This window comes from Uliginosibacterium sp. TH139 (assembly GCF_002855595.1).
Taxonomy (GTDB): domain Bacteria; phylum Pseudomonadota; class Gammaproteobacteria; order Burkholderiales; family Rhodocyclaceae; genus Uliginosibacterium; species Uliginosibacterium aquaticum.
Genome location: NZ_PKRR01000008.1, coordinates 82945 through 104096, shown reverse-complemented (window position 1 = coordinate 104096; position 21152 = coordinate 82945). Strand labels below are relative to the sequence as shown.

25 protein-coding genes are annotated in these 21152 nt (G+C 60.6%); 8 read left to right on the top strand and 17 right to left on the bottom strand.

The features are described 5' to 3' along the window. Window positions 1-34: 34 nt before the first annotated feature. Window positions 35-703, top strand: coding sequence for a GntR family transcriptional regulator (locus C0V76_RS16415; RefSeq protein WP_101943884.1), 669 nt, complete (start codon window positions 35-37; stop codon window positions 701-703). A 65-nt stretch (window positions 704-768) separates the two neighbouring features. Here C0V76_RS16415 and C0V76_RS16410 read toward each other — a convergent pair whose 3' ends face one another. From C0V76_RS16410 to C0V76_RS16390, 5 genes are read right to left on the bottom strand one after another with little or no spacing between them, the layout of a single operon-like run. After that, on the bottom strand, window positions 769-1776 hold the full coding sequence (locus tag C0V76_RS16410; protein ID WP_101943882.1) for an NAD(P)H-dependent glycerol-3-phosphate dehydrogenase: 1008 nt from the start codon (window positions 1774-1776) through the stop codon (window positions 769-771). Further along, a complete protein-coding gene (locus tag C0V76_RS16405; protein ID WP_101943880.1) occupies window positions 1773-2219 on the bottom strand; it encodes an SH3 domain-containing protein in 447 nt (148 codons plus the stop codon). The genes C0V76_RS16410 and C0V76_RS16405 overlap by 4 nt, the downstream gene beginning before the upstream one ends. A 15-nt stretch (window positions 2220-2234) precedes the next feature. Further along, complete coding sequence (gene secB, locus C0V76_RS16400) at window positions 2235-2705, bottom strand: protein-export chaperone SecB (protein ID WP_101943879.1); 471 nt, start codon at window positions 2703-2705, stop codon at window positions 2235-2237. 39 nt (window positions 2706-2744) lie between these two features. Further along, on the bottom strand, window positions 2745-3005 hold the full coding sequence (grxC, locus tag C0V76_RS16395) for a glutaredoxin 3 (RefSeq protein WP_101943877.1): 261 nt from the start codon (window positions 3003-3005) through the stop codon (window positions 2745-2747). Next, window positions 3002-3625 (bottom strand): rhodanese-like domain-containing protein, encoded by a 624-nt coding sequence (locus tag C0V76_RS16390; RefSeq protein ID WP_254048275.1) that lies wholly within the window; start codon window positions 3623-3625, stop codon window positions 3002-3004. Before C0V76_RS16390 ends, grxC begins: the two co-directional genes overlap by 4 nt. Here C0V76_RS16390 and gpmA point away from each other — a divergent pair. From gpmA to C0V76_RS16370, 4 genes are read left to right on the top strand one after another with little or no spacing between them, the layout of a single operon-like run. After that, complete coding sequence (gpmA, locus tag C0V76_RS16385; RefSeq protein ID WP_101943874.1) at window positions 3599-4348, top strand: 2,3-diphosphoglycerate-dependent phosphoglycerate mutase; 750 nt, start codon at window positions 3599-3601, stop codon at window positions 4346-4348. The two genes, C0V76_RS16390 and gpmA, sit on opposite strands and share 27 nt — an antisense overlap. Window positions 4349-4398: 50 nt before the next feature. Then, window positions 4399-5577 carry a murein hydrolase activator EnvC gene (locus C0V76_RS16380; RefSeq protein WP_158239260.1) on the top strand — a complete coding sequence of 393 codons (1179 nt, stop codon included), beginning with the start codon at window positions 4399-4401 and terminating at the stop codon, window positions 5575-5577. Window positions 5578-5589: 12 nt separating this feature from the next. Further along, complete coding sequence (locus C0V76_RS16375) at window positions 5590-7026, top strand: S41 family peptidase (RefSeq protein ID WP_101943871.1); 1437 nt, start codon at window positions 5590-5592, stop codon at window positions 7024-7026. A gap of 50 nt (window positions 7027-7076) precedes the next feature. Next, complete coding sequence (locus tag C0V76_RS16370; protein ID WP_254048274.1) at window positions 7077-7529, top strand: hypothetical protein; 453 nt, start codon at window positions 7077-7079, stop codon at window positions 7527-7529. Window positions 7530-7578: 49 nt separating this feature from the next. On the opposite strand, the gene C0V76_RS16365 is transcribed toward C0V76_RS16370, so the two are convergent. The 3 genes from C0V76_RS16365 to C0V76_RS19710 form a co-directional block, all read right to left on the bottom strand. Beyond that, the gene (locus C0V76_RS16365; RefSeq protein WP_101943867.1) at window positions 7579-8436 is read right to left on the bottom strand and encodes an Hsp33 family molecular chaperone HslO; all 858 of its coding nucleotides are present in this window, start codon (window positions 8434-8436) and stop codon (window positions 7579-7581) included. Beyond that, window positions 8433-8786, bottom strand: coding sequence for an ArsC family reductase (locus C0V76_RS16360; protein ID WP_101943866.1), 354 nt, complete (start codon window positions 8784-8786; stop codon window positions 8433-8435). Before C0V76_RS16360 ends, C0V76_RS16365 begins: the two co-directional genes overlap by 4 nt. Before the next feature lie 66 nt (window positions 8787-8852). After that, entirely contained in the window at window positions 8853-9173 is a 321-nt protein-coding gene (locus C0V76_RS19710) for a hypothetical protein (protein WP_143707449.1), read from the bottom strand. Between the two features lies 1 nt (window position 9174). Between C0V76_RS19710 and C0V76_RS19705 the strand changes: the two genes are divergently transcribed. Continuing rightward, window positions 9175-9498, top strand: a complete 324-nt coding sequence (locus tag C0V76_RS19705; protein WP_143707448.1) for a hypothetical protein — start codon at window positions 9175-9177, stop codon at window positions 9496-9498. 36 nt (window positions 9499-9534) lie between these two features. Here the strand turns inward: C0V76_RS19705 and C0V76_RS16350 are convergent, their stop codons facing one another. The 6 genes from C0V76_RS16350 to C0V76_RS16325 form a co-directional block, all read right to left on the bottom strand. After that, the gene (locus C0V76_RS16350; RefSeq protein WP_101943862.1) at window positions 9535-10698 is read right to left on the bottom strand and encodes a DUF2863 family protein; all 1164 of its coding nucleotides are present in this window, start codon (window positions 10696-10698) and stop codon (window positions 9535-9537) included. Window positions 10699-10819: 121 nt separating this feature from the next. Then, window positions 10820-11488: a dethiobiotin synthase gene (gene bioD, locus C0V76_RS16345; protein ID WP_101943860.1), complete on the bottom strand. Its 669-nt coding sequence runs from the start codon at window positions 11486-11488 to the stop codon at window positions 10820-10822. Further along, window positions 11485-12237 (bottom strand): methyltransferase domain-containing protein, encoded by a 753-nt coding sequence (locus tag C0V76_RS16340; protein ID WP_101943858.1) that lies wholly within the window; start codon window positions 12235-12237, stop codon window positions 11485-11487. The genes bioD and C0V76_RS16340 overlap by 4 nt, the downstream gene beginning before the upstream one ends. Continuing rightward, complete coding sequence (locus tag C0V76_RS16335; protein WP_158239259.1) at window positions 12227-12934, bottom strand: alpha/beta fold hydrolase; 708 nt, start codon at window positions 12932-12934, stop codon at window positions 12227-12229. The genes C0V76_RS16340 and C0V76_RS16335 overlap by 11 nt, the downstream gene beginning before the upstream one ends. After that, the gene (bioF, locus tag C0V76_RS16330) at window positions 12931-14109 is read right to left on the bottom strand and encodes an 8-amino-7-oxononanoate synthase (RefSeq protein WP_101943856.1); all 1179 of its coding nucleotides are present in this window, start codon (window positions 14107-14109) and stop codon (window positions 12931-12933) included. The genes C0V76_RS16335 and bioF overlap by 4 nt, the downstream gene beginning before the upstream one ends. Window positions 14110-14177: 68 nt before the next feature. Continuing rightward, window positions 14178-15224: a hypothetical protein gene (locus C0V76_RS16325; RefSeq protein WP_101943854.1), complete on the bottom strand. Its 1047-nt coding sequence runs from the start codon at window positions 15222-15224 to the stop codon at window positions 14178-14180. A gap of 261 nt (window positions 15225-15485) precedes the next feature. On the opposite strand from C0V76_RS16325, the gene kduI reads away from it, so the two are divergent. Together kduI and C0V76_RS16315 are read left to right on the top strand one after the other, a co-directional pair. Then, window positions 15486-16319, top strand: coding sequence for a 5-dehydro-4-deoxy-D-glucuronate isomerase (gene kduI, locus C0V76_RS16320; protein ID WP_101944031.1), 834 nt, complete (start codon window positions 15486-15488; stop codon window positions 16317-16319). Window positions 16320-16428: 109 nt separating this feature from the next. Continuing rightward, window positions 16429-17304 carry a class I SAM-dependent methyltransferase gene (locus C0V76_RS16315; RefSeq protein ID WP_101943852.1) on the top strand — a complete coding sequence of 292 codons (876 nt, stop codon included), beginning with the start codon at window positions 16429-16431 and terminating at the stop codon, window positions 17302-17304. Between the two features lie 54 nt (window positions 17305-17358). On the opposite strand, the gene C0V76_RS16310 is transcribed toward C0V76_RS16315, so the two are convergent. The 3 genes from C0V76_RS16310 to C0V76_RS16300 form a co-directional block, all read right to left on the bottom strand. Continuing rightward, window positions 17359-19563: a DEAD/DEAH box helicase gene (locus C0V76_RS16310; RefSeq protein WP_101943850.1), complete on the bottom strand. Its 2205-nt coding sequence runs from the start codon at window positions 19561-19563 to the stop codon at window positions 17359-17361. Between the two features lie 107 nt (window positions 19564-19670). Then, complete coding sequence (locus tag C0V76_RS16305; RefSeq protein WP_101943848.1) at window positions 19671-20312, bottom strand: VC0807 family protein; 642 nt, start codon at window positions 20310-20312, stop codon at window positions 19671-19673. Window positions 20313-20356: 44 nt separating this feature from the next. Then, window positions 20357-21025, bottom strand: a complete 669-nt coding sequence (locus C0V76_RS16300) for an RluA family pseudouridine synthase (RefSeq protein ID WP_101943846.1) — start codon at window positions 21023-21025, stop codon at window positions 20357-20359. Between the last annotated feature and the right edge of the window lie 127 nt (window positions 21026-21152).

The window sequence follows — 21152 nt, the reverse complement described above, 5'->3', positions numbered from 1 at the left end:
GTATAGCAGTGAGTTTTTGAGGGTCAACGAAATCATGAAAAGCATTCCGCAACGCGCCGCATCCATCGGCTCCCAGCTTCACCAGGCCTTGCGCGACGCCATTGTGCGTGCCGAGCTGAAGCCGGGTACGGCCTTGTCAGAAGCCGAGATTGCGGCGCGCTACACGGTTAGTCGCCAGCCGGTGCGTGAGGCTTTCATTCGTTTGGCGCAGGAAGATCTGGTCGAAATCCGCCCGCAGCGTGGCACTTATGTAAAGCGCATAGTGATGGCGGATGTGCTGGATGCGCGCTTCGTACGCGAGGCGATTGAAGTGGCGGTGGCGCGGGAGGCAGCGCTGAAAGCCGATGAGGCTGCGGTTGCACGCCTGCGCGCAACGTTGGAGGCGCAGGCGGGCGCTGAAGGTAATGCGGAGTTTCTGGCTGCCGACGAAGCCATGCATCATGAAATTGCCCTGATCGCCGGGCGCGAGGCGGCCTGGCGCGTGGTGGACCAAATCAAGGCGCAGATGGATCGGGTGCGCTATTTGAGCTACACCGATGTCAGCCCGGCCGAACGGTTGATCGGCCAGCATAGCGAGATCGTCGAGGCCATTGCGGCGCATGACGCCAGTGCGGCCGAGGCGGCAGTGCGCATTCATATGGCCGAGATCCTGCAGCAGTTGCCGCAGTTGGCGGCGCAGTATCCGGAGATGTTTGAACTCTGAGCGCTTGCTGCGCAAAAACAAAGCCCGGCACATGACCGGGCTTTGTTTTTCGGCTCGGGCGAGTATCAGCCCGCGCCGTTCTCCAATCTGGCTTCACGGGTCATCAATTGCTCGACCGCGTCGCGTGGATTCAAGCCTCCTTCAAGCACGGCATGCACCGCCTCTGTGATCGGCATTTCGACGCTCAGGCTGCGGGCACGCTGCACCACAGTGGCCGTGGTCAGCACGCCTTCTGCTACATGCCCGAGTTCCTGGAGGATCTGCGGCAATTGCTTGCCTTCTGCCAGCGCCAGACCGACGCGACGGTTGCGCGAGAGATCGCCGGTCGCGGTGAGGATCAGGTCGCCCATGCCGGCGAGGCCCATCAGGGTTTCGCTGCGTCCGCCTAGTGCGGTGCTGAGCCGGGCAATTTCGGCCAGCCCACGCGTCAGCAGGGCGGCGCGGGCGTTCAAACCAAAGCCGAGCCCGTCTGAGATGCCGGCAGCAATCGCCAGCACGTTTTTCACCGCAGCGCCGATCTCGGCACCGACAATGTCGTCATTGGCATAGAGGCGCAGGCGCGGATGCATCAACTTACCGGCCCAGTGGCGCGCAAAAGCAAGGTCCTTCGAGGCCAAGGTGATTGCGCAGGGCAGGCCGATGGCCACTTCCTGCGCAAAGCTGGGCCCGGTTAGTGCGCCGCGGCCAGTACCTGGTGCCAGAAGCTCGGCGGCCACCTCATGTGGCAATTTGCCGCTGCCCGCTTCGAAGCCCTTGCACACCCACAGCACCGGCAGGGCCGGAAACTCGGTGGCGATACGTTTCAGCGTAGGGCGCAGACCCGCTACCGGCGTGGCAATTAGTGCCAGGTCGGCATCTTTGCAGGCGGTGGCAAAGTCGCCCGTAATGGCGAGCGTTTCATTCAGCGCGATGTCCGGCAGGTAACGACGATTGATGCGTTCGGCCTGCATCTCAGCGACATGATCGGCCTCGATGCTCCAAAGCGTGACGCTGTGATTGGAAAAGCAATAGGAATTCGCCAGCGCAGTGCCCCAGGCACCTGCGCCGAGTACAACAATACGGGACACGTTCAGATTCCCCAGACAGATTTGAGCGAAACGTAACCGCTCTGCCCGTCGCGGTGCCGGACTTTTAGCCAGGCACCGACAGGTTTTTCAAGTACTTCCAGCAACAAGCCCTTGCTGCCCTGGAAGACCAGCGGTGCGGATTCCTCGGCGCGCTGGCGTACGTCAGCCGTGGCTGCGCTGACGATGACTTGCTGGCTGTCGCTGATGCTGCCGCGCTCAACCCAGCCCATGCCACCACCTTGCTCACGCACCTTAAGCCACTTGTCCACCGTCACAATCACTTCGACCGGTGTGCCCTTGAGCAGGATGAACTGCGGCTGCGCCTTGGTGGAGCCGGCGTCATACAAGATGGCATTGTCGGCCAAGGACTTGTACTCCAGAGCCGGCGCCGCGAAGGACGCGGATGCCGCGCTGCAGGCCAGGATCAGTCTGAGGAATCCGTGCTTCATGCTTTGAAGGCCTGCTTACTGAATCGGCACTTCGATCTTCGGCTGCTGAGCGGCGAGTTCTTGCTGGCGAGCTTCATACATGCCTTCGAAGTTAACTGGCGCCAGCAGCACCGGTTGGAAGCCTGCGCGGGTGACCGCGTCCGACACGGTTTCGCGGGCATACGGGAACAGGATGTTGGCGCAGCCGATCATCAGCAGAGGCTCAATGTCCGTAGCGGGGATGTTGCGCACCTGGAAAATGCCGGCCTGGGTTGCTTCGACCAGGAAGACGACCTTCTCTTCCTCTTCCATCTTGGCCGTCACGGTTACCGTGATCGACACTTCGAAGAAGCCTTCACCCACGGCCGCCGCCTGGGTGGTGAGGTCAACATTTACGGAAGGCGAATTCGGGTCGAGGTAGATGGCCGGAGCGTTCGGCACTTCCAGCGAGAGGTCCTTGACGTAGAGCTTTTCAATCTTGAAAACGGGTTGCTGGTTCTGATCCATGATGTGGAGTTTCCGCGTGGAAGTTAAAACGGGTAAGTGTCAGGCGTCCTTGAGCAGGGCTTCAAGCTTGCCCTCGTGCTCAAGCGCATACAGGTCGTCACAGCCGCCCACATGCGTAGCCCCGATGAAAATCTGGGGGACGGTGCGCCGGCCGGTGATCTCGATCATGTGATCGCGCTGCTGCGGATCCAGATCGATCCTGATTTTTTCAAGATCAGTGACACCTTTGCGCAGCAGCAGTTGCTCGGCACGTACGCAATACGGACAGACGCCCGTGGAATACATGACGACCTTGCTCATGTCTGTTTGCTACCAGCAAGAGGCTGACCTGCTTCTTTCCAGGCTTTGATGCCACCGGCCAGATTGTAGGCTTGGGCAAAGCCGGCTTTGCGCAGATCTGCCAGGGCTCGGCCAGAGCGCGCGCCGCTCTCGCATACGAGAATCAGCGGACGGTTCTTGAATTTATCCAGTTCGCCACTGCGGGCCTTGATCTCGCCAGCAGGGATATGGCGGGCACCTTCGATCTTGCCTGTCGCAAGCTCTGCGGTTTCGCGCACGTCAACGATGACCGCATTCTGGCGGTTCAGCAGCATGACGGCCTGGGCCGGCGAAACCTGGCTGGTGCTGGCCTGGGCATCGCGCAGTACGGGGATGAAGAGAGCCAGGCCGCTGATGACGGCGAGGGTGATTAGGAAGATGTTTTGTGAAACGAAATCCATGGTTCTTTTCTGCAAAATTCCGGAAAACGTGCCTGCGATCAAAAACACGCGCGATCCGCTCGTGCGGCAATGCGTCGCGGGCCAAGTGATCCGATACAATACCACTTTTGCCGCAACCCGCGTTTTACGGGCGGCGGAGAGACCGCTTTCACTTCCCTCTGATAGGCTAACGTCATGTACAAAATCGTATTGATGCGTCACGGTGAATCCACCTGGAACCTTGAAAATCGCTTTACCGGCTGGACCGATGTGGATCTCACGCCGCGTGGTGTCGAAGAAGCGATTACCGCCGGCAAGCTGCTCAAGGAAAAGGGCTTTGAATTCGACATCGCCTACACCTCGATGCTCAAGCGTGCCAACAAGACCTTGAATGGCGTACTGGAACAGATGGATCAACTGTGGATTCCGGTCGAACACAGCTGGCGTCTGAATGAGCGTCACTACGGTGCGCTGCAAGGTCTCAACAAGTCTGAAACCGCAGCCAAGTTCGGCGAGGAGCAGGTGCTGGTGTGGCGTCGGTCCTATGATGTGCCGCCGCCTGCTCTGGATTTGGACGATCCGCGCATGGAAGATAAGGCTCCGCGCTACGCTGACATGAAGCCGGGCGAATTTCCGCGCACCGAGTGTCTGAAGGATACGGTCGAGCGCTTCATTCCCTACTGGTTGGAGACCATTGCGCCGGTAGTGAAATCCGGCAAACGCGTGGTTATTGCTGCCCATGGCAACAGCCTGCGTGCCTTGGTCAAGTACCTGGACAACATGAGCGAAGAGGCCATCCTCAAGCTCAACATCCCGACTGCACAACCGCTGGTGTATGAACTGGATGCGGATCTGAAGCCGATCAAGAGCTACTACTTGGCTGATCCGTCGGTGATCGAGGCTGCAATGAACGCAGTTGCCAATCAGGGCAAGGCCAAGGCCTGATGACTTGGCGAGCAGGCCTTGCCGCTGTATGCATGGCAGGCGCCTGCCTGATGTCAGCCGGAGTCCGTGCGGCCCCGGCTGACAGCAAGCGCAGTGAGCTTTCCGCTCTGCGCGAGAAGATCCATAGCCTGCAGGATGAAATTGCCCGCAGCGAAGAAAACAAGGAGGAGGTGGCTGACGAGCTGGCTGGCTCGGACAAGGCCATTTCTGCCGCGCAGCGCCGCCTGCGTGAAATATCACTGTTACGTCAGGCAGCTGAAGCCGAAATTCAACGCTTGCGGGAGCAGCAGCTCGCGCTTGAAAACGAGATTGCCGTATTGCGAAAGCAATTGGGCGATGCAGTGTTCCGCATGTATGTTGAAGGTGGCCAGGGGGGGGCTCGCCGCTTTCTTTCTGGCGATAGTCCAAATCAGTTGTCCCGGGATGCCTATTACCTCGAGCAGATTGCGCGTCAGCGCATTGTGGCGATCGAGCGTGCCCGCTCCGCGATGCAGGAGTTGGCTGGCGTGGTAGCCCAGGCCGAGACTAGACGGACTGAACTGCTGCGTCTTGAGCAGCAGCGTCGCGGCGAGCAGGAGGGCTTACAGAGCGAGCGACGCAAGCAGCGTGAAGTGCTGGAGCAGATCGCCAGTCAGTTGCGTGGTCAGCGCAAGCAGATGCAGACCCTGCAACGTGACGAGGCGCGCATGGAAAAGCTGTTGCGTGGACTGGAGAAAATTTCTCGCAGCCGTCCGTCGCCTGCGCCCAGAAGCGTTCAGTCTGCTCCAAGCAAGCCCGTAGGCAAGGAAGAGCAGATTTCTCGCGTGGCCGGTAGTGATGTTGAGGGCGGTGAATTTGCTGCGCGCAAGGGGGCATTGGCGTGGCCCGTGGCAGGTACCATCAAGGCGCGATTCGGCAGCCCGCGTGCGGAGGGGGGGGCGAGCTGGCGTGGGGTTTTCATCAAAACAGCCAGTGGTGCCGATGTGCGCGCCATCGCCTCCGGCAAGATAGCTTTTGCCGATTGGTTGCGCGGTTTTGGCAACCTTGTGATCGTTGATCACGGCAATGGTTACATGAGCGTGTATGGCAACAATGAGTCGCTCTTCAAGAACCCGGGAGACGACGTACGGGCAGGAGAGGTGCTGGCCAGTGCGGGCAGCAGCGGTGGCCTCGAAGAATCGGGTTTATACTTTGAAATACGACATCGCGGGCAACCGCAAGATCCCGCCAAATGGATGGCGGCAAAATAGTCTGACGGAGAGCTGATGAGCAGATTCAAGCAGTTGGGGTTGGTGCTGTGCGGCATGTGCCTGGGGGTGCTGGTGAGCCTGCAGTTTGCGGCCAACGCCAATCGCGAAGGCGGTGCAACGCCGCAGCTCCCGGTGGATGAGGTGCGTAGCCTCGCTGACGTGTTCAACCACATCAAGCAGCTTTACGTAGAGCCGGTCGAAGACAAGAAACTCATCAACGATGCGATCAGCGGCATGGTCGCGGGTCTGGATCCACATTCGCAGTTCCTTGATGAAGAAGCCTTCAAGGACATGCAGATCTCGATCAAGGGTAAATTTGGTGGCCTGGGTATCGAGGTTTCGATGGAAGATGGTCTGGTCAAGGTCGTCAGCCCGATCGAAGACACGCCAGCTTTCCGTGCTGGCATCAAGTCTGGTGATCTGATTTTCAAGCTCGATGACACCCCTGTGCGCGGCCTGACCTTGACCGATGCCGTCAAGCGCATGCGCGGAAAGCCTGGCACCTCGATCAACATCACCATTGTGCGCAAGGGTGAAACAAAACCGCTCGAGTTCACGCTGGTGCGTGAAGAGATCCAGGTGCAAAGCGTCAAGTCCAAATTGATTGAGCCGGGCTATGGCTATGTTCGTGTGGCCCAGTTCCAGGAACAGACGACGGCTGACCTGGCTCGCCATCTGGATAAGCTTTACAAGGATGGCCCGCTCAAGGGGCTGGTGCTTGATCTGCGAAACAACCCGGGTGGTCTGATCGATGCGGCGGTAGGAGTCTCCGCCGCATTCCTGCCAGCCAAGAGTCTGGTGGTGTATTCGGAGGGGCGTATCCCCGATGCACGGCGTAAGTATCACGCAGAAGCCAGCGAGTATTCGCGTGGCAGCGAGGATGCACTCAAGAGTCTACCCAAGGGCGTGAAGACCGTGCCGATGGTGGTGATCGTCAACGGTGGTTCTGCTTCGGCCTCGGAGATCGTGGCCGGAGCCTTGCAGGACTACAAGCGCGTCAAAGTGCTGGGAATTCGTTCTTTTGGCAAGGGGTCTGTGCAATCCATTTTCCCGATCATCCAAGGGCAGACTGGCGTCAAGCTGACCATCGCCAAGTACTTCACACCGCTTGGCCGTTCGATCCAGGCAAAGGGTATCGATCCCGACTTCCAGGTTGATGAGACGCCGAATGGTTCTTCGGAGCCGTTCTATCGTGAAGCCGATCTGACGCGTCATCTTGCCAATCCGACAGAGCAATCTGCGCCTGCTGCGTCCGCGTCTGCCCCGGCAGCAAAGCCAGCCAAGAATGGTCGCAAGCCTGAAGCTGATGAACCGCCTGCACGTTTTGAGCCAGCTGGTGCGGGTGACTATCAATTTGAGCAAGCCATGAATCTGCTCAAGGGCAAACCGGTTGCTGTTGTGAAATCCGAAGTCGCGGAGCCGGCAGCTGAGGCCTCGCAGCCCAAGTAAGTGAATACCGGGTCAGCCGTCGGTTGGCCCGCATTTTGACGGCGGAGGGCATGATGCGTCGCGAAACTGCCTACAAGCTTGCCGGACGCAAGCATCTGCACGAAAACGCGCTGGCTGAGGCATTGTGCGAGCACGAGCTACGCTTTGCGCAGTATCCGGAAGGCCAGAGCGCCAGAGCTTTGCTGTTCCTGCAGAATCAACCTTGGCTGCATGTGGAGTCCGGAGTGCACGCGGAGAGTCTGCATGTGTGTTACGACCTTGCGCACTACTCCCTGCGTGGTATTGAGCAGGCTCTGGAGGCTGAGGGCTTTCGTCTCGACGATAGCCTGATTTCACGAATCAAGCGCTCGCTGACCCATTTCTGCGAAGAAACGCGTAGCCGCAATGCAACCGCGCCGCAGCGTCTGATCAAGCAATCCAATCAGGTCTACGTCAAAGCCTGGGAGCATCATCCACACGGAGATCGGGACGAAACACCGCCTGAATTACGCGAGTTCAAATAAAAAAAATGGCCGTCTTGTGACGGCCATTTCCATGGTTGTTTGAAGCCAGTCAGTGCAGGGTCGGTCGGCCTTGACTAAATAGCGCCAGCGCTTCTTCGCTGCTGAATATGTACTCATGATTGGAAAGATCATCATGGATACGTACTTCGCCATGCTCGGCCAGGATGCGTTCGATTTCTTCGTGACCGAGGCTGCGCAGCATGGTAGCGATCTTGTCGCGATCCGGTGGGAAGTCATGGGTCACCGGGCGTGCTTCAAACATACGCACCTCTTCTTCGAAAAACAGGCGCAGCAACACTTCCTCAGCTGAAAGCTCCATCAACTCTTCTGCTTTCACGGTTGAAGCGAGGTGCACGATGCGATTCCAGCCGTCTGCATCTTTGAGATCTGCACCGGGCAGCTTCTGCAGGAACAGGCCGGTAGCCTGTTCTTGGTTGGCAAACAGCACGAGCAGTGCGGGTTGCTGTTCGGATTGTGCCAGGTAGTGCTCAAAAACCGCTGCGATTGATTCACCTTCGACCGGTACATAACTTTGCCAGGGCTGGCGTGCCCCCTCCATGTCGAGTGACATCAGCAGGCGGCCGTCACCGAGCAGTTCCTGTAGGCCGGCAGGCCCGACAGGCGCCGCTTCGTGGCGGGCGTAGCCGCGCAGGTTCAAGCGTTCATTACAGTCAATCACCAGCAGCGAAACCGAGCCGTGGCCGCTGAGCTGAAAGGTGATCCGGGCTGCCTGTTTGAGATTGGCAGCGATGACTGCAGTCACAGCGCACATCTGGCCGAGCAGTGATTGCACCGCCGGTGGATAGTGGCGACCGACGCACACTTGCTGCCAGGTGCTTCCTAACTGAACGACCGCACCACGGATATCCAGTGCATCGAGCATGAAACGGGTAACGGCATTGGTCATGCTTGAGGCTCCAGGGCTGCGGCAAGGCGGGCTTCGTCGAAACCTACGACCAGTTGCTTGCCGCCGGTGATGACAGGCCGCTTGATGAGGCTGGGGTTGGCTTGCATCAGGCGAATGGCTTTGGCCTCATCAACATCCTGACGTTCGCTCTCGCTAAGTTTTCGCCAAGTGGTGCCGCGCGTGTTGAGCAAAACTTGCCAGCCCGCCTGGGTACTCCAGGTTTGCAAGGTAACGGCGTCGATGCCGTTTTTCTTGTAGTCGTGGAAGTCATATTGAAGGCTGCGTGCATCCAGCCAAGCGAAGGCTTTCTGCATGCTGCTGCATTGTTTGATGCCGTAAATCCGGAGCATGGGAGAGGCGGTAGGGAACTTTGCGGGAGACGGATTTTCTCACCTGTGCGCCATGTTCGCACGTGATCAGTGCGAAAATGCCGGAAACGATGAATGTGCCTGAAGTGGAGAAACGATGAAGCGAGTGCTTTGTGTCCTGTTTGCCGGCCTGTTGTGCGCGGGGTTTGCCCAGACTGCTGCGGCAGCAACAACCAGCAGCAAAAAGCCGGTCAGCAAGCAAAGCACCAGCAAACCGGTGCCAGCCAAACCCACGGGCAAGACTACGGGCAAGAAGGCTGGGGCCAGGAAGTCCGCCGGAAAAACGGCAGGAACGAGCGCTGCACTTGAAGGCTGCAAAATGCAGAGGGTCAGGACGGCCAAGGGCTGGACCAGCAGGAAGGTTTGCAACGTGCCGGTCGAAAAAACGCTCAGCAGCCCGATCGCCCGGGACGCGCTGGATAAACCGGCAGCAGACGGGCCAGAGACTGAAGTAAAAGCCCGTAGCGCCCCGGACCGTGCCTACGCAGTAGATGGAGACACCTTTTTCTACCAGGGTCGCAAATACAAAGTGGCTGGCTTGCAGGGGGATAGCAGTGATATGGCCAAGCAGCGTCTGCAAAAGCAGCTTGAATCTGGCAGCCTGATGATCGACCCGCTCAGCACTGACGCCAGCGGCCTGTCTACTGCCACTGTGTTGATCAATGGCCGTAACCTCGCCGACCGGATGGAATGAACACAAGGGGCCGCCCTGAGGCGGCCACTGCAGGGCTCAGTGCAGGTGTCTGGGCATCTGCTCCGCCTTGTCTTCAGGCAGCTCGGCGTGCACTGCATCGCCGTCCGGCGAGGGATACATCGGGGCTCCGCAGTCATCGCAGTATTCCAGCGGAAAGCGGTTGTCGAGGTGCTCGATGCGAGTGATGCCGCTATCTTTCAGCGCAGCCTCAATCTGCCCGGGCACTTCGGCCGAGTCGTCCTCTGGTCCGAGCAGCGGCCACACCACACCATGCACTACGTTTTTGCCCTTGGTGGTGGTAAAACCGATGCGGTACTCCTCGATTTGACGGTCGTAGAATGGCGCTACTACCGCGCGCAGCTCCCCTGGCGCGACATCCAGCGTAGTGCTCAAAAATGCTGCGGAAGCGCGTACCGAATAGGGGCGTGAGGCGCGATCGGCCTGTCGGCAGGCTGAGAAATAGGCGTCGGGTAGCACCAGTTCCATGGCGCAGCCGGCCAGAAGGGGTAACAGGCAGGCACCGCCCTGGGCGCGCCACTGTTCGCCAGCCTGTTCCTTGCTGCCATCCTTTTCCTGCCAGTGGAACACCGGCTGACCCGGGCGTACCTCAACGGCGGCCAGAATGTAACGAACATCCGACAGGAAACGAGTGGTTTCCGGTAGGGTTTCCTGATCAATGTGCAGCACGCCTTCAGCCAGGGTTGTTTCGATCATGGCCGCGGTAAAACGCGCGGTTTCGCAATAGCCCTGAGGCAATTGATCTGGGCTGAAGAGCGCGTCAGCCAGCCCGAGCTTCACACCCTGAGCTAGTACATGGGCTTGCAGATGCACGCGCAGATTGTTCAGCACCTTGGCCGGAATGGCACTGGCCGGAATCGAGAAGCGTGACCAGGCCAGTACCGGCACGGCCAGCAACAGCACTTCACCGGCTGGCGTCAGCAGTTGCTCGGCGCTGGTTTCGATGCAGTCGGCGAGCACATCGTAAGCGCGCTGGTTGGTGTTGTAGAGGTGGTCGAGGGTGCTCGTAAGCACTTCTTCATCGCCTGCTTGCAGAAGGGCTTCGAGGGCTTTCAGGAGTGGGTTCTCCCAACCGGAGTCTTCGGCGCGGCTGCCGGATTCGGCCAGGCCATTGGCCAGCCAGAGAATTTCTTCAGCTTCGCGGGGCAGGCCGCTGCGGCGGCCAAGGCGGGAGCGTTTCATGGAGGAGGTATGCGGTGCAGGGAAGGCTTGGAGTCTAGCATTCCCCCCGTTTGGCCATGTGCCCAGGGTCTGTTGACAATCATCCGCTGATTCGGCGAGTGATTGCCAACAGACCCTGGGCTCAAGCGGGCGGAAGGAGATGCTGCGCCACTCCGCCGGCCTCGCCATCGGTTGCGTGAGGCAGGATACCCAGGCAGGGAGCACGCAGATGCTCATGCAGCGTGCTGATGTTGGCGTCGAGTCGGTTCATCGCCGGATTCAGTGTGTTGCCGATCCAGCCTGCGAGCCTCAGGCCGCGTGCCTGGATCGCTTCCGTCGTCAGCAGGGCGTGGTTCAGGCAGCCCAGACGCAGGCCGATCACAAGAATCACGGGCAGGCCCAGCGCCACGGCCAGGTCGGCGCTGTCAAAGTCTCGCCCGAGCGGTACGCGAAAGCCACCCACCCCTTCGACCAGTACGCGCTGGGCGCGTGCCTGCAGGGCGTGGAAGCCCGCCAGCATGTCGTTCAGTGCGAGTTCGCGTCCTTCCTCGGCGGCTGCCAGGTGCGGTGCGATGGCGGCACGCAGGCACAGCGGGTTGATTTCTTCAAGCACGAAGCCTGGGCTGGAGGCAGCCTGCAGGCGGCGCGCGTCCTCGTTGCTCCATTGGCCCTCAATCAGTTCCGCACCCGCCGAAACCGGTTTGTAAGCCACGGAGCTGAATCCCTGGTTGCGCCAGGCGTGAAGCAGGGCGCAGGCCGAGAAGGTTTTGCCGATCTCGGTATCCGTTCCGGTAAGAAAGAAGGCGCTCATGCTTTGCTCGCAGCGAGATAAATCACGTCGTAACTCACGGGCAAGCCGGCTGGGCTGCGGTGTGCTTCGTAGGCGGTTTCAAGACGCTGCCAGGCCTGGCGCCCGAGCATGCCGCGACGGCGGGCAGCCCCCAGGGCGTGGGCGCCGAGCTGGCGCAAGTCCCGCAGGATTGTTCTGAGATCGGGCAGGAAAGCCTGGATGACGACACGCTCGATATATAGAGTGCTGAAGCCTGCTGTGTTCAAGGCATTGGCGTGGTGCTCAAGACTGTCGAAATCACGCACATGAGCATGGCTATCCACGCTGGCAAAGGCCTCGCGCAACTCACGCAAACTGTCGGGGCCCAGTGTCGCGACGCGCAAGACCCCGCCGGGCGCGAGAACACGCGCCGCTTCGTGCGCGGCCAGCAGGGGGTTGGTCCATTGCCAGGCGAGGCTGGACCAGTACAGATCGAAGCTGGCGTTGGCGAAGGGCAGGGCTTCGATATCGCCGCAGGTGGCTAGCGCTTCGCCTGAGTGGGCACACATGGGCTGCGCTGCATCCAGCGCAAACACGTTCGCTTCAGCGTGCGCCGAGCGCAGCAGGCGGGCGCCAAAACCGGTGCCGCAACCGGCGTCCAGCATCCGGTTGGCGGCGGGGGTGCGGCTCAGCAAGTCGCGCGCAATGCGGCGCTGGAGTTCGGCAACCGCGTCATAGCGGGTCGCAGCAGCGCCGAAGGCTGCGCGAATGAGCTGCTTCTCAGCGCGCATTGGCAAAGTTCCGGATGCGCCTAGCCAACTCGGGAATTTGGTCAAACAGCGGTGCGTGGCCGGCCTCAGCGAGAGTTTCCAGCTTGGCAGTGGGCAATTGGGCGGCCAGCCACTTTGCAGCGCCGACCGGCATCAGCGCGTCCCGGTTGCCATGCAGCAGGTAGACTGGCTGGCGCACATGTGCGAGCAGCGGCCGCAGTTCGGCGCGTTCGAGTTGCTGCAGGCCTTCATCAAGGCCGGGCTCTGTGGCTTTGGCCAGACAGGCTTCAAGTTGCGGTGTGAGGGTGCTGCGGCGTGCGTCTCCCAGCACTTGCAGGGTCAGAAAGCGCTGCAAGGTGCGTTCGGGTGAGCTGGAAAACCCTCGGAGGAAGGCGCTGACCGTCGATGCATCAAGCCCATGTGGCCAGTCCGGAGTGGTGACGAAACGCGGAGTGGCCCCGATCAGATAGAGACCGCGCACTTTTTCAGGGTGCAGTGCCGCGAGCACCAGAGCGATCATGGCGCCGAGCGACCAGCCGACCAGAAGGGCGTTTTCCGGCAGTTTGCCAGCAAGCGTATCTGCCCAGCACTCAAGCCCCCCGGCGTGCATGGGCAATTCAGGCGCATAGGAGGGGAATTCGCTGAGCGTTGCGCGCAGAGTATCCCAGAGCGTGGGCTGATAAGCCCAGCCGGGGAGGAAGATCAGGGTGGGCGTCACGCGAAGTCCTGTGCTAAGTCGTGCAGGGTGCTGCACAGGCGGGTGACATCTTCGGCGGTGTGTGCGGCGGATAGAGAGACGCGCAGCCTCGCCGTGCCCTGCGGTACCGTCGGGGGGCGGATTGCCGGGACGTGCAGGCCGCGCGATTCAAGCGCTTTGGAGATGGCAAGTGTGCGGGCGTTCTCGCCGATCAGAATGGGCTGAATGGCGGTGCGTGAAGGGAGGAGCTTCCAGGGCGTATCGGCAAGCCCCGCGGTGAGTGCGGCAATCAGCCTCTGCAGATGGGCACGGCGTTCATCACCGGCGGCAATCAGCGTCAGAGCTTCTTGCAGCGTCGCTGCCAGCATCGGAGGTGTGGCTGTGGTGAAAATATAGGGGCGGGCTGTTTGCAGCAGCCAGTCGATGACGGTTCGCGAAGCGGCGACGAAAGCGCCCGCCACGCCGGCTGCCTTGCCGAGGGTGCCCATCAGGATCAGGCGCCCGGAGTTCAGACCCGCCTCGGCCAGTGTGCCGCGTCCCTGCGGGCCAAGTACGCCGAAGCCATGTGCGTCATCAACCAGCAGCCAGGCGTCGTACTGTTCGGCGAGCGTCAGAAGCTTGGCGAGTGGCGCAACATCACCGTCCATACTGAATACACTGTCGGTAACGATCAGCTTGCGTCGGGCACGGCTGGCTGACAGTTGCGCATCCAGCATGGTCAGGTCGCAATGGGCGTAGCGGTTCAGTTCGGCACGGCTGAGGCGTGCGCCGTCGACCAGTGAGGCGTGATTAAGACGGTCGGCAAAAATGGCATCGCCCCGCCCGAGCAGCGCGGGCATGACGGCAATGTTCGCGAGATAGCCGGTAGCAAATCCTAGCGCGGCTTCGAAGCCGGTGAAGCGGGCGAGCGCTTCGTCCAGTGCCTGATGGGCTTCAGTATGTCCGCTGACAAGGTGCGAAGCGCCAGCACCAACGCCCCAGCGAGCGGCGGCAGTCTGGGCCGCGGCAATCAATTCTGGCGCATTGGCAAGCCCAAGATAGTCGTTGCTGGCAAATGCCAGGAGCGACTTGCCATCGGCCAGGGTCACCGGGCTGCAGGCGTGGGCCTGTATCCGGTGCTGGCGTTTGAGCGATGCGGCATCCAGCTCTGCAAGCTGCGCCTGGAGTGCTTCATGCGCAGGGTGTTCGAGGGGCATGGCGCGTCAACAGAAATGCAAAGGGCCGCCATTGTAGCGGCCCGGACGCCCCCTCTGGGGGCTACGGCCTACAGTAGCCACCAAAGTAAGAGGAAGGCCAAGGTGACAGCGGCGCCGATCTTGATCTTGCGCAGGCGGGTAGCTGCGTGGTCGGGTGGTGGCGCCAGATCCTCGTCCTGCTCGGTTTCCATCCACTGGGTCGGGCTTGTTGCGGCTGCAAAGGGGCCACTGGGCATGGAGGGGGCAAACACGCTGATCGCCTGATCTCCCGACCCGGTGTTGAAATCCTTGGCGACGCTGACGGTCACCTCGCGCAGCGGCGCCGGCTTGGTGATGGCCGGTGGCTGAGGATGGGCGCTCAGGTACGCGTCAAGTGCATCCGGGTTCAGCTCGGTCTTGTGTGGGTCCAGCGGCAGGCCTGTCGGGAACTGGGATTGGGTCGGGGCTGCGGCGGGCTGGGAACTGCTTTCAGTCTTGAAATAAGCGTCCAGCGCGGCTGGATTAGCTATCAGGGTGCGCTCCGGATCGTGTCGCGGCGGGCTGGTTTTTTCCTCGCGTACCACCATGCCGGGGGTAATGCCACGGGGGGCAGGATTGACGATCACGGTCGGCATGTCGGCCGCATTGGGCGCGTGCTCGGCAAGGAAACCGGCGCGCAGCGCAGGCGTCACGATCAGGGTCGGAGCGTTTTCAGCGCTCATGCTGGCAACAGCGTCCAGAACTTCCTGCTGCTGAGCAGGGGTAACGATCACGGTGGGCGCACTGGCTGCGTCCTGTTCGCCCTGAAGATAGCGCGAAAGCGCCAGGGGATCGGCAAGTTGAGTTTTTTCCAGATCGGAGAAGGCCTGAACGATTGGTGTGGGCGGCGGTGTGCGGGCTGCTTCAGCCACGGCTTCGAGCTTCACCCGCATGCCGATTTTGCCCAGCTCTTTCACATAACGTTCAGCGACATCGGCGGCGATGCCTTTCTTCAGTACCGAACTGCGTCCGGAAAACAGGCGTTCGACCTGCTCAGGCGATGCTTTGAGTTTGGCTGATGCCTTGATACGCACGGCTTCCGGATCGAAACCATCAAGAATCTCACCCTTGAATACGACGCGGTATTCGCTTGCCATTACAGAGTCCCCTGCCTATTGTTTCGCTGTCACTACAACTGCTGGATGGTGACAGCGTTTTCATTTAGTTTTCCGTGTGATCATACCCGGCAGGGCCGCAATTTCGACAGGAAATGTGGTCTGGATCAAGGGCGGGCAGCCCTTCCAGCAGCAGGAAGCCCTGACGCCCTCGTACAATGGCTCGCCTTTGGCTTTGTCAGACCCTTTCACAGGCCGGGTGCCTGCCGCGCCGCGCCTCATTTCTTTGGAGCAAGCATGCAAATCGATATTCGCCAATCCTGCAACGCCGCCTACAGCAAGACGCTTGATACCGAAGGTCTGCGAAAGGAGTATCTGGTCGAGCAGGTTTTTGTGGCAGACCAGATCACCATGACTTATAGCCACGTCGACCGCATCGTTTTTGGCGGGATCATGCCGGTGACAGGACCGATCGCCATGCCTGATCTGGGCAAAACCTATGGCACCGCCTATTTTCTGGAGCGTCGTGAACTGGGTTTGATCAATATTGGTGGCGACGGTGTCGTTGTCGTCGACGGTGTTGAGTTCGCAGTGAATGGCGAAGAAGCGCTTTACGTTGGCAAGGGCAACAAGGAGTTGGTGTTCAGGAGTACGGACGCTGCTCATCCTGCCAAGTTCTACTACAACAGCACCCCGGCCCACGCGGTTTATCCGATCAAGAAAATCACCCGTGAAATGGCCAGCCCGCAAACCATGGGGGACGCCAAGACTTCCAATCGCCGTACCATCAACAAGTACATCGTGCCGGGCGTAGTGGATAGCTGCCAGCTGATCATGGGCCTGACCAAACTGGAAGAAGGCAGCATGTGGAACACCATGCCCTGTCATACCCACGAGCGCCGCATGGAGGTGTATTTCTACTTCAACATGAATGCGGACGGAGTGGTCTTCCACATGTGTGGCGAACCGACCGAGTCCCGTCATATCGTGATGCGCAACGAGCAAGCCGTGATTTCGCCGTCCTGGTCGATCCATACCGGCGTAGGAACCCAGACCTATACCTTCATCTGGGGGATGGCGGGTGAAAACCAGACCTTCCCGGACATGGATCACGTGGCCATGACTGCCCTGAAGTAATTCCGGGCTTTGCCGTTGCCTGGGCGCCGGTCGTGCGAATGACCGGCGTTTTTGTTGGTGTGCGGGATTGCCTATTACAATCGCGTTTCAATTTGCTCACGCTCTTGCCATGTCCGGCCTCGTCATGATGTTCCATCTCGTTCTCGACCGCCTCGCTCGTCACGAGCAGGTGCGCGTTCCGGAGCCGGCGCTGGTGATGGAGGATCCGGCCAAGGTCGAGGCCTTCATGCGCGCCGGGCGCGAGGATGGCATCCTCGCCTTTACCTACGTCTATAACGCGCTCCAGACCCTGTCCTTGATTCGCCCCGGTGATACCGTGCTGGATCTGGCGTGTGGCCCGGCGAACCAGCTGGGTGTGATGGCAAGCCTGCATCCACAGGCACAGTTCATCGGCCTAGATGCTTCGGCTGCGATGCTTGAGCACGGCCAAGCTACGCTTGCACGCCAGCAGTTGGACAACATGCGCCTGCGGCAGGGAGATATCTGCAAGCTGGAAGGATTCGCGGATGCCTCCATTGACGTGGTGACGTCCACCCTGTCGCTGCATCATCTGCCAGATCTGGCAGCACTTGAAGCCTGTTTTCGCGAGCTCAGACGAGTCCTGAAGCCTGGTGGCGGTGTTCTGCTGATCGACTTTGGTCGTCTGCGTCGCCCGCAGACCCAGGAGTTTTTTGCTACGGATCGGGCCGATCTGCAGCCGGAATTGTTCACCGAAGATTACCGCCACTCACTGCGCGCTGCCTTCAGCGAGCCTGAGTTACGCCAACTGGCGCCCGTGCTGGGCTCTGACGTCAGTCTCCACCGAACCTGGATGGCGCCCTTCATGCTTGCCCTGCGCAGTCCTCCGCGCTGGCTGCCAGACGCGCCTGCTGAAGCACGCGCCCGCCAGTTGATCAGCCGGCTTCAGCCGGCTCAACGCCGGGACTTGCTTGACTATGCCCGATTCTTCCATTTCGGAGGCATGGCGATGCCAATGGCGATCTGAAGCAGGGGATGACACAAAAAAAGCGGACCTGTAGGTCCGCTTTTTCGTTTCTGCTTACCAGCTCTTCTTTGGCTTACCGCCCTTGAATCCTGTCTTGGGTTTGTCACCAAAGGCCGGTTTGCTGAAGCCCTCACGCGGCTGCGTCGGGCGATCATCACGGCGCGGGGCGCTGTCATCGCGAGCGAAGCTGCGTTTCGGGGGCGCATCGCCAAAACTGCGTGGTGCATCACTGAAGTTGCGGCGCGGCGCGGCGGAATCACCGCCAAAGCTCTTGCGTGGGCCATCGAAGGGAGCGCCACCTTCACGTGGGCGCGGCGGGCGATCGTCGAAGCTGCGGCGCGGGGCTTCGTTGTTGTAGGGGCTGCGCGGGCGATCGTCAAAGCTGCGCTTTTCCGGGAAGCCGCCCTCACGGCGCGGGCGCGGGGTCTCGTCGCGCGAGAAACCGCCACGGCGGCCTTCGTCGTAGGCGCCTTGCGGGCGGCGTTCTTCACGCGGGGCGCGACTCTTTTCGTAGCGCTCACCTTCTGCCAGGGCACGGATATTGATGGTCTGGCCGCGCACGCGGGTGCGCTTGAGCACGCCAAGTAGTGGTTCAGGCAACACCGGTAGATCAACGGTGCTGAAATCGTCGAAGAGGTCAATCTGACCAATCATGCGGCCGTCGATACCCCCTTCGTTAGCGATGGCGCCAACAATCTCCTTGGGCATCACGCCATGAGCACGGCCCACTTCGATGCGGTAACGCTGAGTCTTGCCGTCCGAGACGAACTCCTGACGGGGGGCACGTTCGCGCGGGGCGCGCTCTTCGCGCTCGAAACGGGGGCGCTCACCACGCTCCTCGAAGCGGGCCGGGCGTTCGTTGCGCTCGGTGAAGCTGCCACCGTCAAATTTGCGCGGGGCGTCGGCCGGTGCCGTGGCTACGTCCCAGCCATGGCCGTGTTCTTCAACCTTCAGCGGGCGTTCCTTCTGAGCCATGAAGAGCAGAGCCGGGGCGATCTCTTCAACCGAGAGCTCGTTCTCTTCCGCTAGCTGATCCAGCACTTCGCTGAAGTACTGCATGTCTTCGGCTTCGATAGTGTCAAGGATCAGCTGCTTGAGTTGAGCGATGCGGCGGCCTTCAACATCTTCGCGCGTCGGCAGGGAAATCTGCTCGATCGGCTGACGCGTGGCGCGCTCGATGGCGCGCAACATGCCGCGCTCACGCGGGGCGACAAAGAGAATGGCGTTGCCGGTACGACCTGCGCGGCCGGTGCGGCCGATACGGTGCACATAGGCTTCGGTGTCGTAGGGAATGTCGTAGTTGATAACATGTGAGACGCGCGGTACGTCAATGCCACGGGCGGCCACGTCGGTGGCAACGAGGATGTCGAGGGTGCCGCTCTTGAGCTGCTCGATCACACGCTCGCGCATGCCCTGGTTCATATCGCCGTTGATGGCGGCCGCGGCATAGCCACGGGCTTCGAGTTTGTCCGCGAGCTCTTCGGTCGCGATCTTGGTGCGAACGAAGATGATCGCGGCGTCAAAAGTTTCCTCGACTTCAAGGATTCGGGTTAGTGCATCGAGCTTGTTTACGCCGCGAACCTGCCAGTAGCGCTGGCTGATTGCCGCCACGGTGCTGGTCGAAGCCTTGATCTTGATTTCTTGCGGGCTCTTCAGATACTTGTGTGCCACACGGCGGATTACGTCCGGCATGGTGGCGGAGAACAGCGCTGTCTGGCGCGTGTCAGGAATGTGCTGGAGTATCCACTCGACGTCGTCGATGAAGCCCATGCGCAGCATCTCGTCAGCTTCGTCCAGTACCAGGGCTTTCAGGTTGGTGAGATCAAGGCTCTTGCGCTCCAGGTGGTCCATGACGCGGCCGGGTGTGCCGACAATGACCTGAGCACCGCGCGAGAGCTGACGTAGCTGAACCACCATGCTCTGGCCGCCGTAGATCGGCAGTACATGAAAGTCGCGCAGGTAGCGGGCGTACTTCTGGAAAGCTTCGGCGACCTGGATGGCCAGTTCGCGGGTCGGAGTGAGAACCAGAATCTGCGGCCGGCGGTCGCTGGCATCGAGGCGCTCAAGCAGCGGTAGCGCGAAGGCTGCGGTCTTGCCGGTACCGGTCTGGGCTTCGCCGAGAATGTCACCGCCATCAAGCAGGATCGGGATGCAGGCAGCCTGAATGGGCGACGGGGTTTCATAACCGACGTCGGCAAGGGCCTGGAGAATGGGGGCGGAAAGCTTCAGGTCGGCGAAGCTGGCGATGGAGTCTGACATGGCAGTGGTACCGGATTGGGCTGCGCAAATGGGCGAGCCGGGGAAATGCAGGAAGGCGACAGCGCGGGAATACCGCTATTGTCGCCGATTCAGGATGTTTAGCGGATTTATTCAGCAGTTGCTGAAGTCTTTGTCGCTTTGGGCTGGCCCGATAAATGCCGGCGCACACGCCAGAATGTCCATGCGCCCATGAGGCCGGCGATTGCGTAGCCCAGTGGCGGAGCGATAGCGAGGAAGCGTTGCGGTTCCCAGTGCCAGGCTAGCCAGATGCGTAGAGCCGCCTCCAGTGCCAGGCCCGTACCCCATACGAAACTGATCTCGCAAATGAGCTTGCGGCTGCCGGCAAGCAGCCACCAGGCATGAAAACGCTCAGCGCCATGCTGCTCGTCTCCACGTTTTGCCATTGCGCACACGAGATAGTAAACAAGCGGGTGTTGAAACAGCAGCGAAACCAGGAAAGCAATTCCGACCAGGCCGGAAATGAGTGATTCGCGCACCAGCAACAAGCGGGCATCCCCGCCCAAAGCCATGGCCAGCAGCGAGAGGGCAATGCCGCCGAGAATGAAGAAACTCAGGGCATCCACGCGCCGATAGCGGAGCAACTCGAAGACGCTCCATGCCAAGGGCGGCAGGGAGGACGCGATCAGGGCGCCAAATTCGCCGTAGTGGGGTTCCGCGGCCGAGTAGGCCAGCCAAGGCGCCAGCAGGTTAAGCAATAGTTCAAGGAATGTATGCAGGCGGACCTTCATTGCATGGATGGAGGGGGGCTATGGACAGGGGGCGGGATTGTGCTTCAGAACGGGCAGGGCGCAGTGAATTCGACCGGCTCAGTACTATCCGGATGCGGAAAACTCAGCCATTCAGCATGCAGCATGAGACGCGGGGCGGCCAGGCGCACCGCTTCGGGTGCGTAGAGCGCATCTCCCAGGATCGGGTGCCCAAGGCTCAGCATGTGCACCCGGAGTTGGTGGGAGCGGCCGGTGAGTGGTTCCAGTGCTACCCGGCTGCTCTGCGTTGCGGCGTCGAAGTGCAGGCTGGCATAGTGGGTCAGCGAAGGTTTGCCAATGCCATGATCGACCATCTGGCGCGGGCGTCTGGGCCAATCCGTGATCAGTGGCAGGTTGACTGCTCCGCGCTCGGGGGTCAGCCGGCCTGCCACGCGTGCCAGATAGCGCTTGTGGATGCGCCGTTGCTCGAAAAGCTGACTCAGCGTGCGTTGCATGGCCGGGCCACGTGCCATCAGGACGAGCCCAGAGGTTTCCATGTCCAGCCGATGAACGATCAGTGCTTCAGGGAAGCGTTTTTGCACCCTTGCAGCGAGGCAGTCCGCTTTTTCGGGGCCTCTGCCTGGCACGGTTAGCAGGCCGGCAGGTTTGTCCAGCACTAGCAAAGCCTCGTCAACGTAAATGAGTGGCAGGCCTTGGTCGGGCGGTGGCTGATAGGGCGAAGGGGGAGGAAGCATGCGTGGATTCTATCGTGCCGATAGCGTCTTTCCGGGTTCGGGAATGCTTGACCAGATTGGTCGGGAATTGTATTCTTGAGCAAAACAATCAAGTATTGCCCTGAGGCCCTGCGCGCCAGCCCCGCAA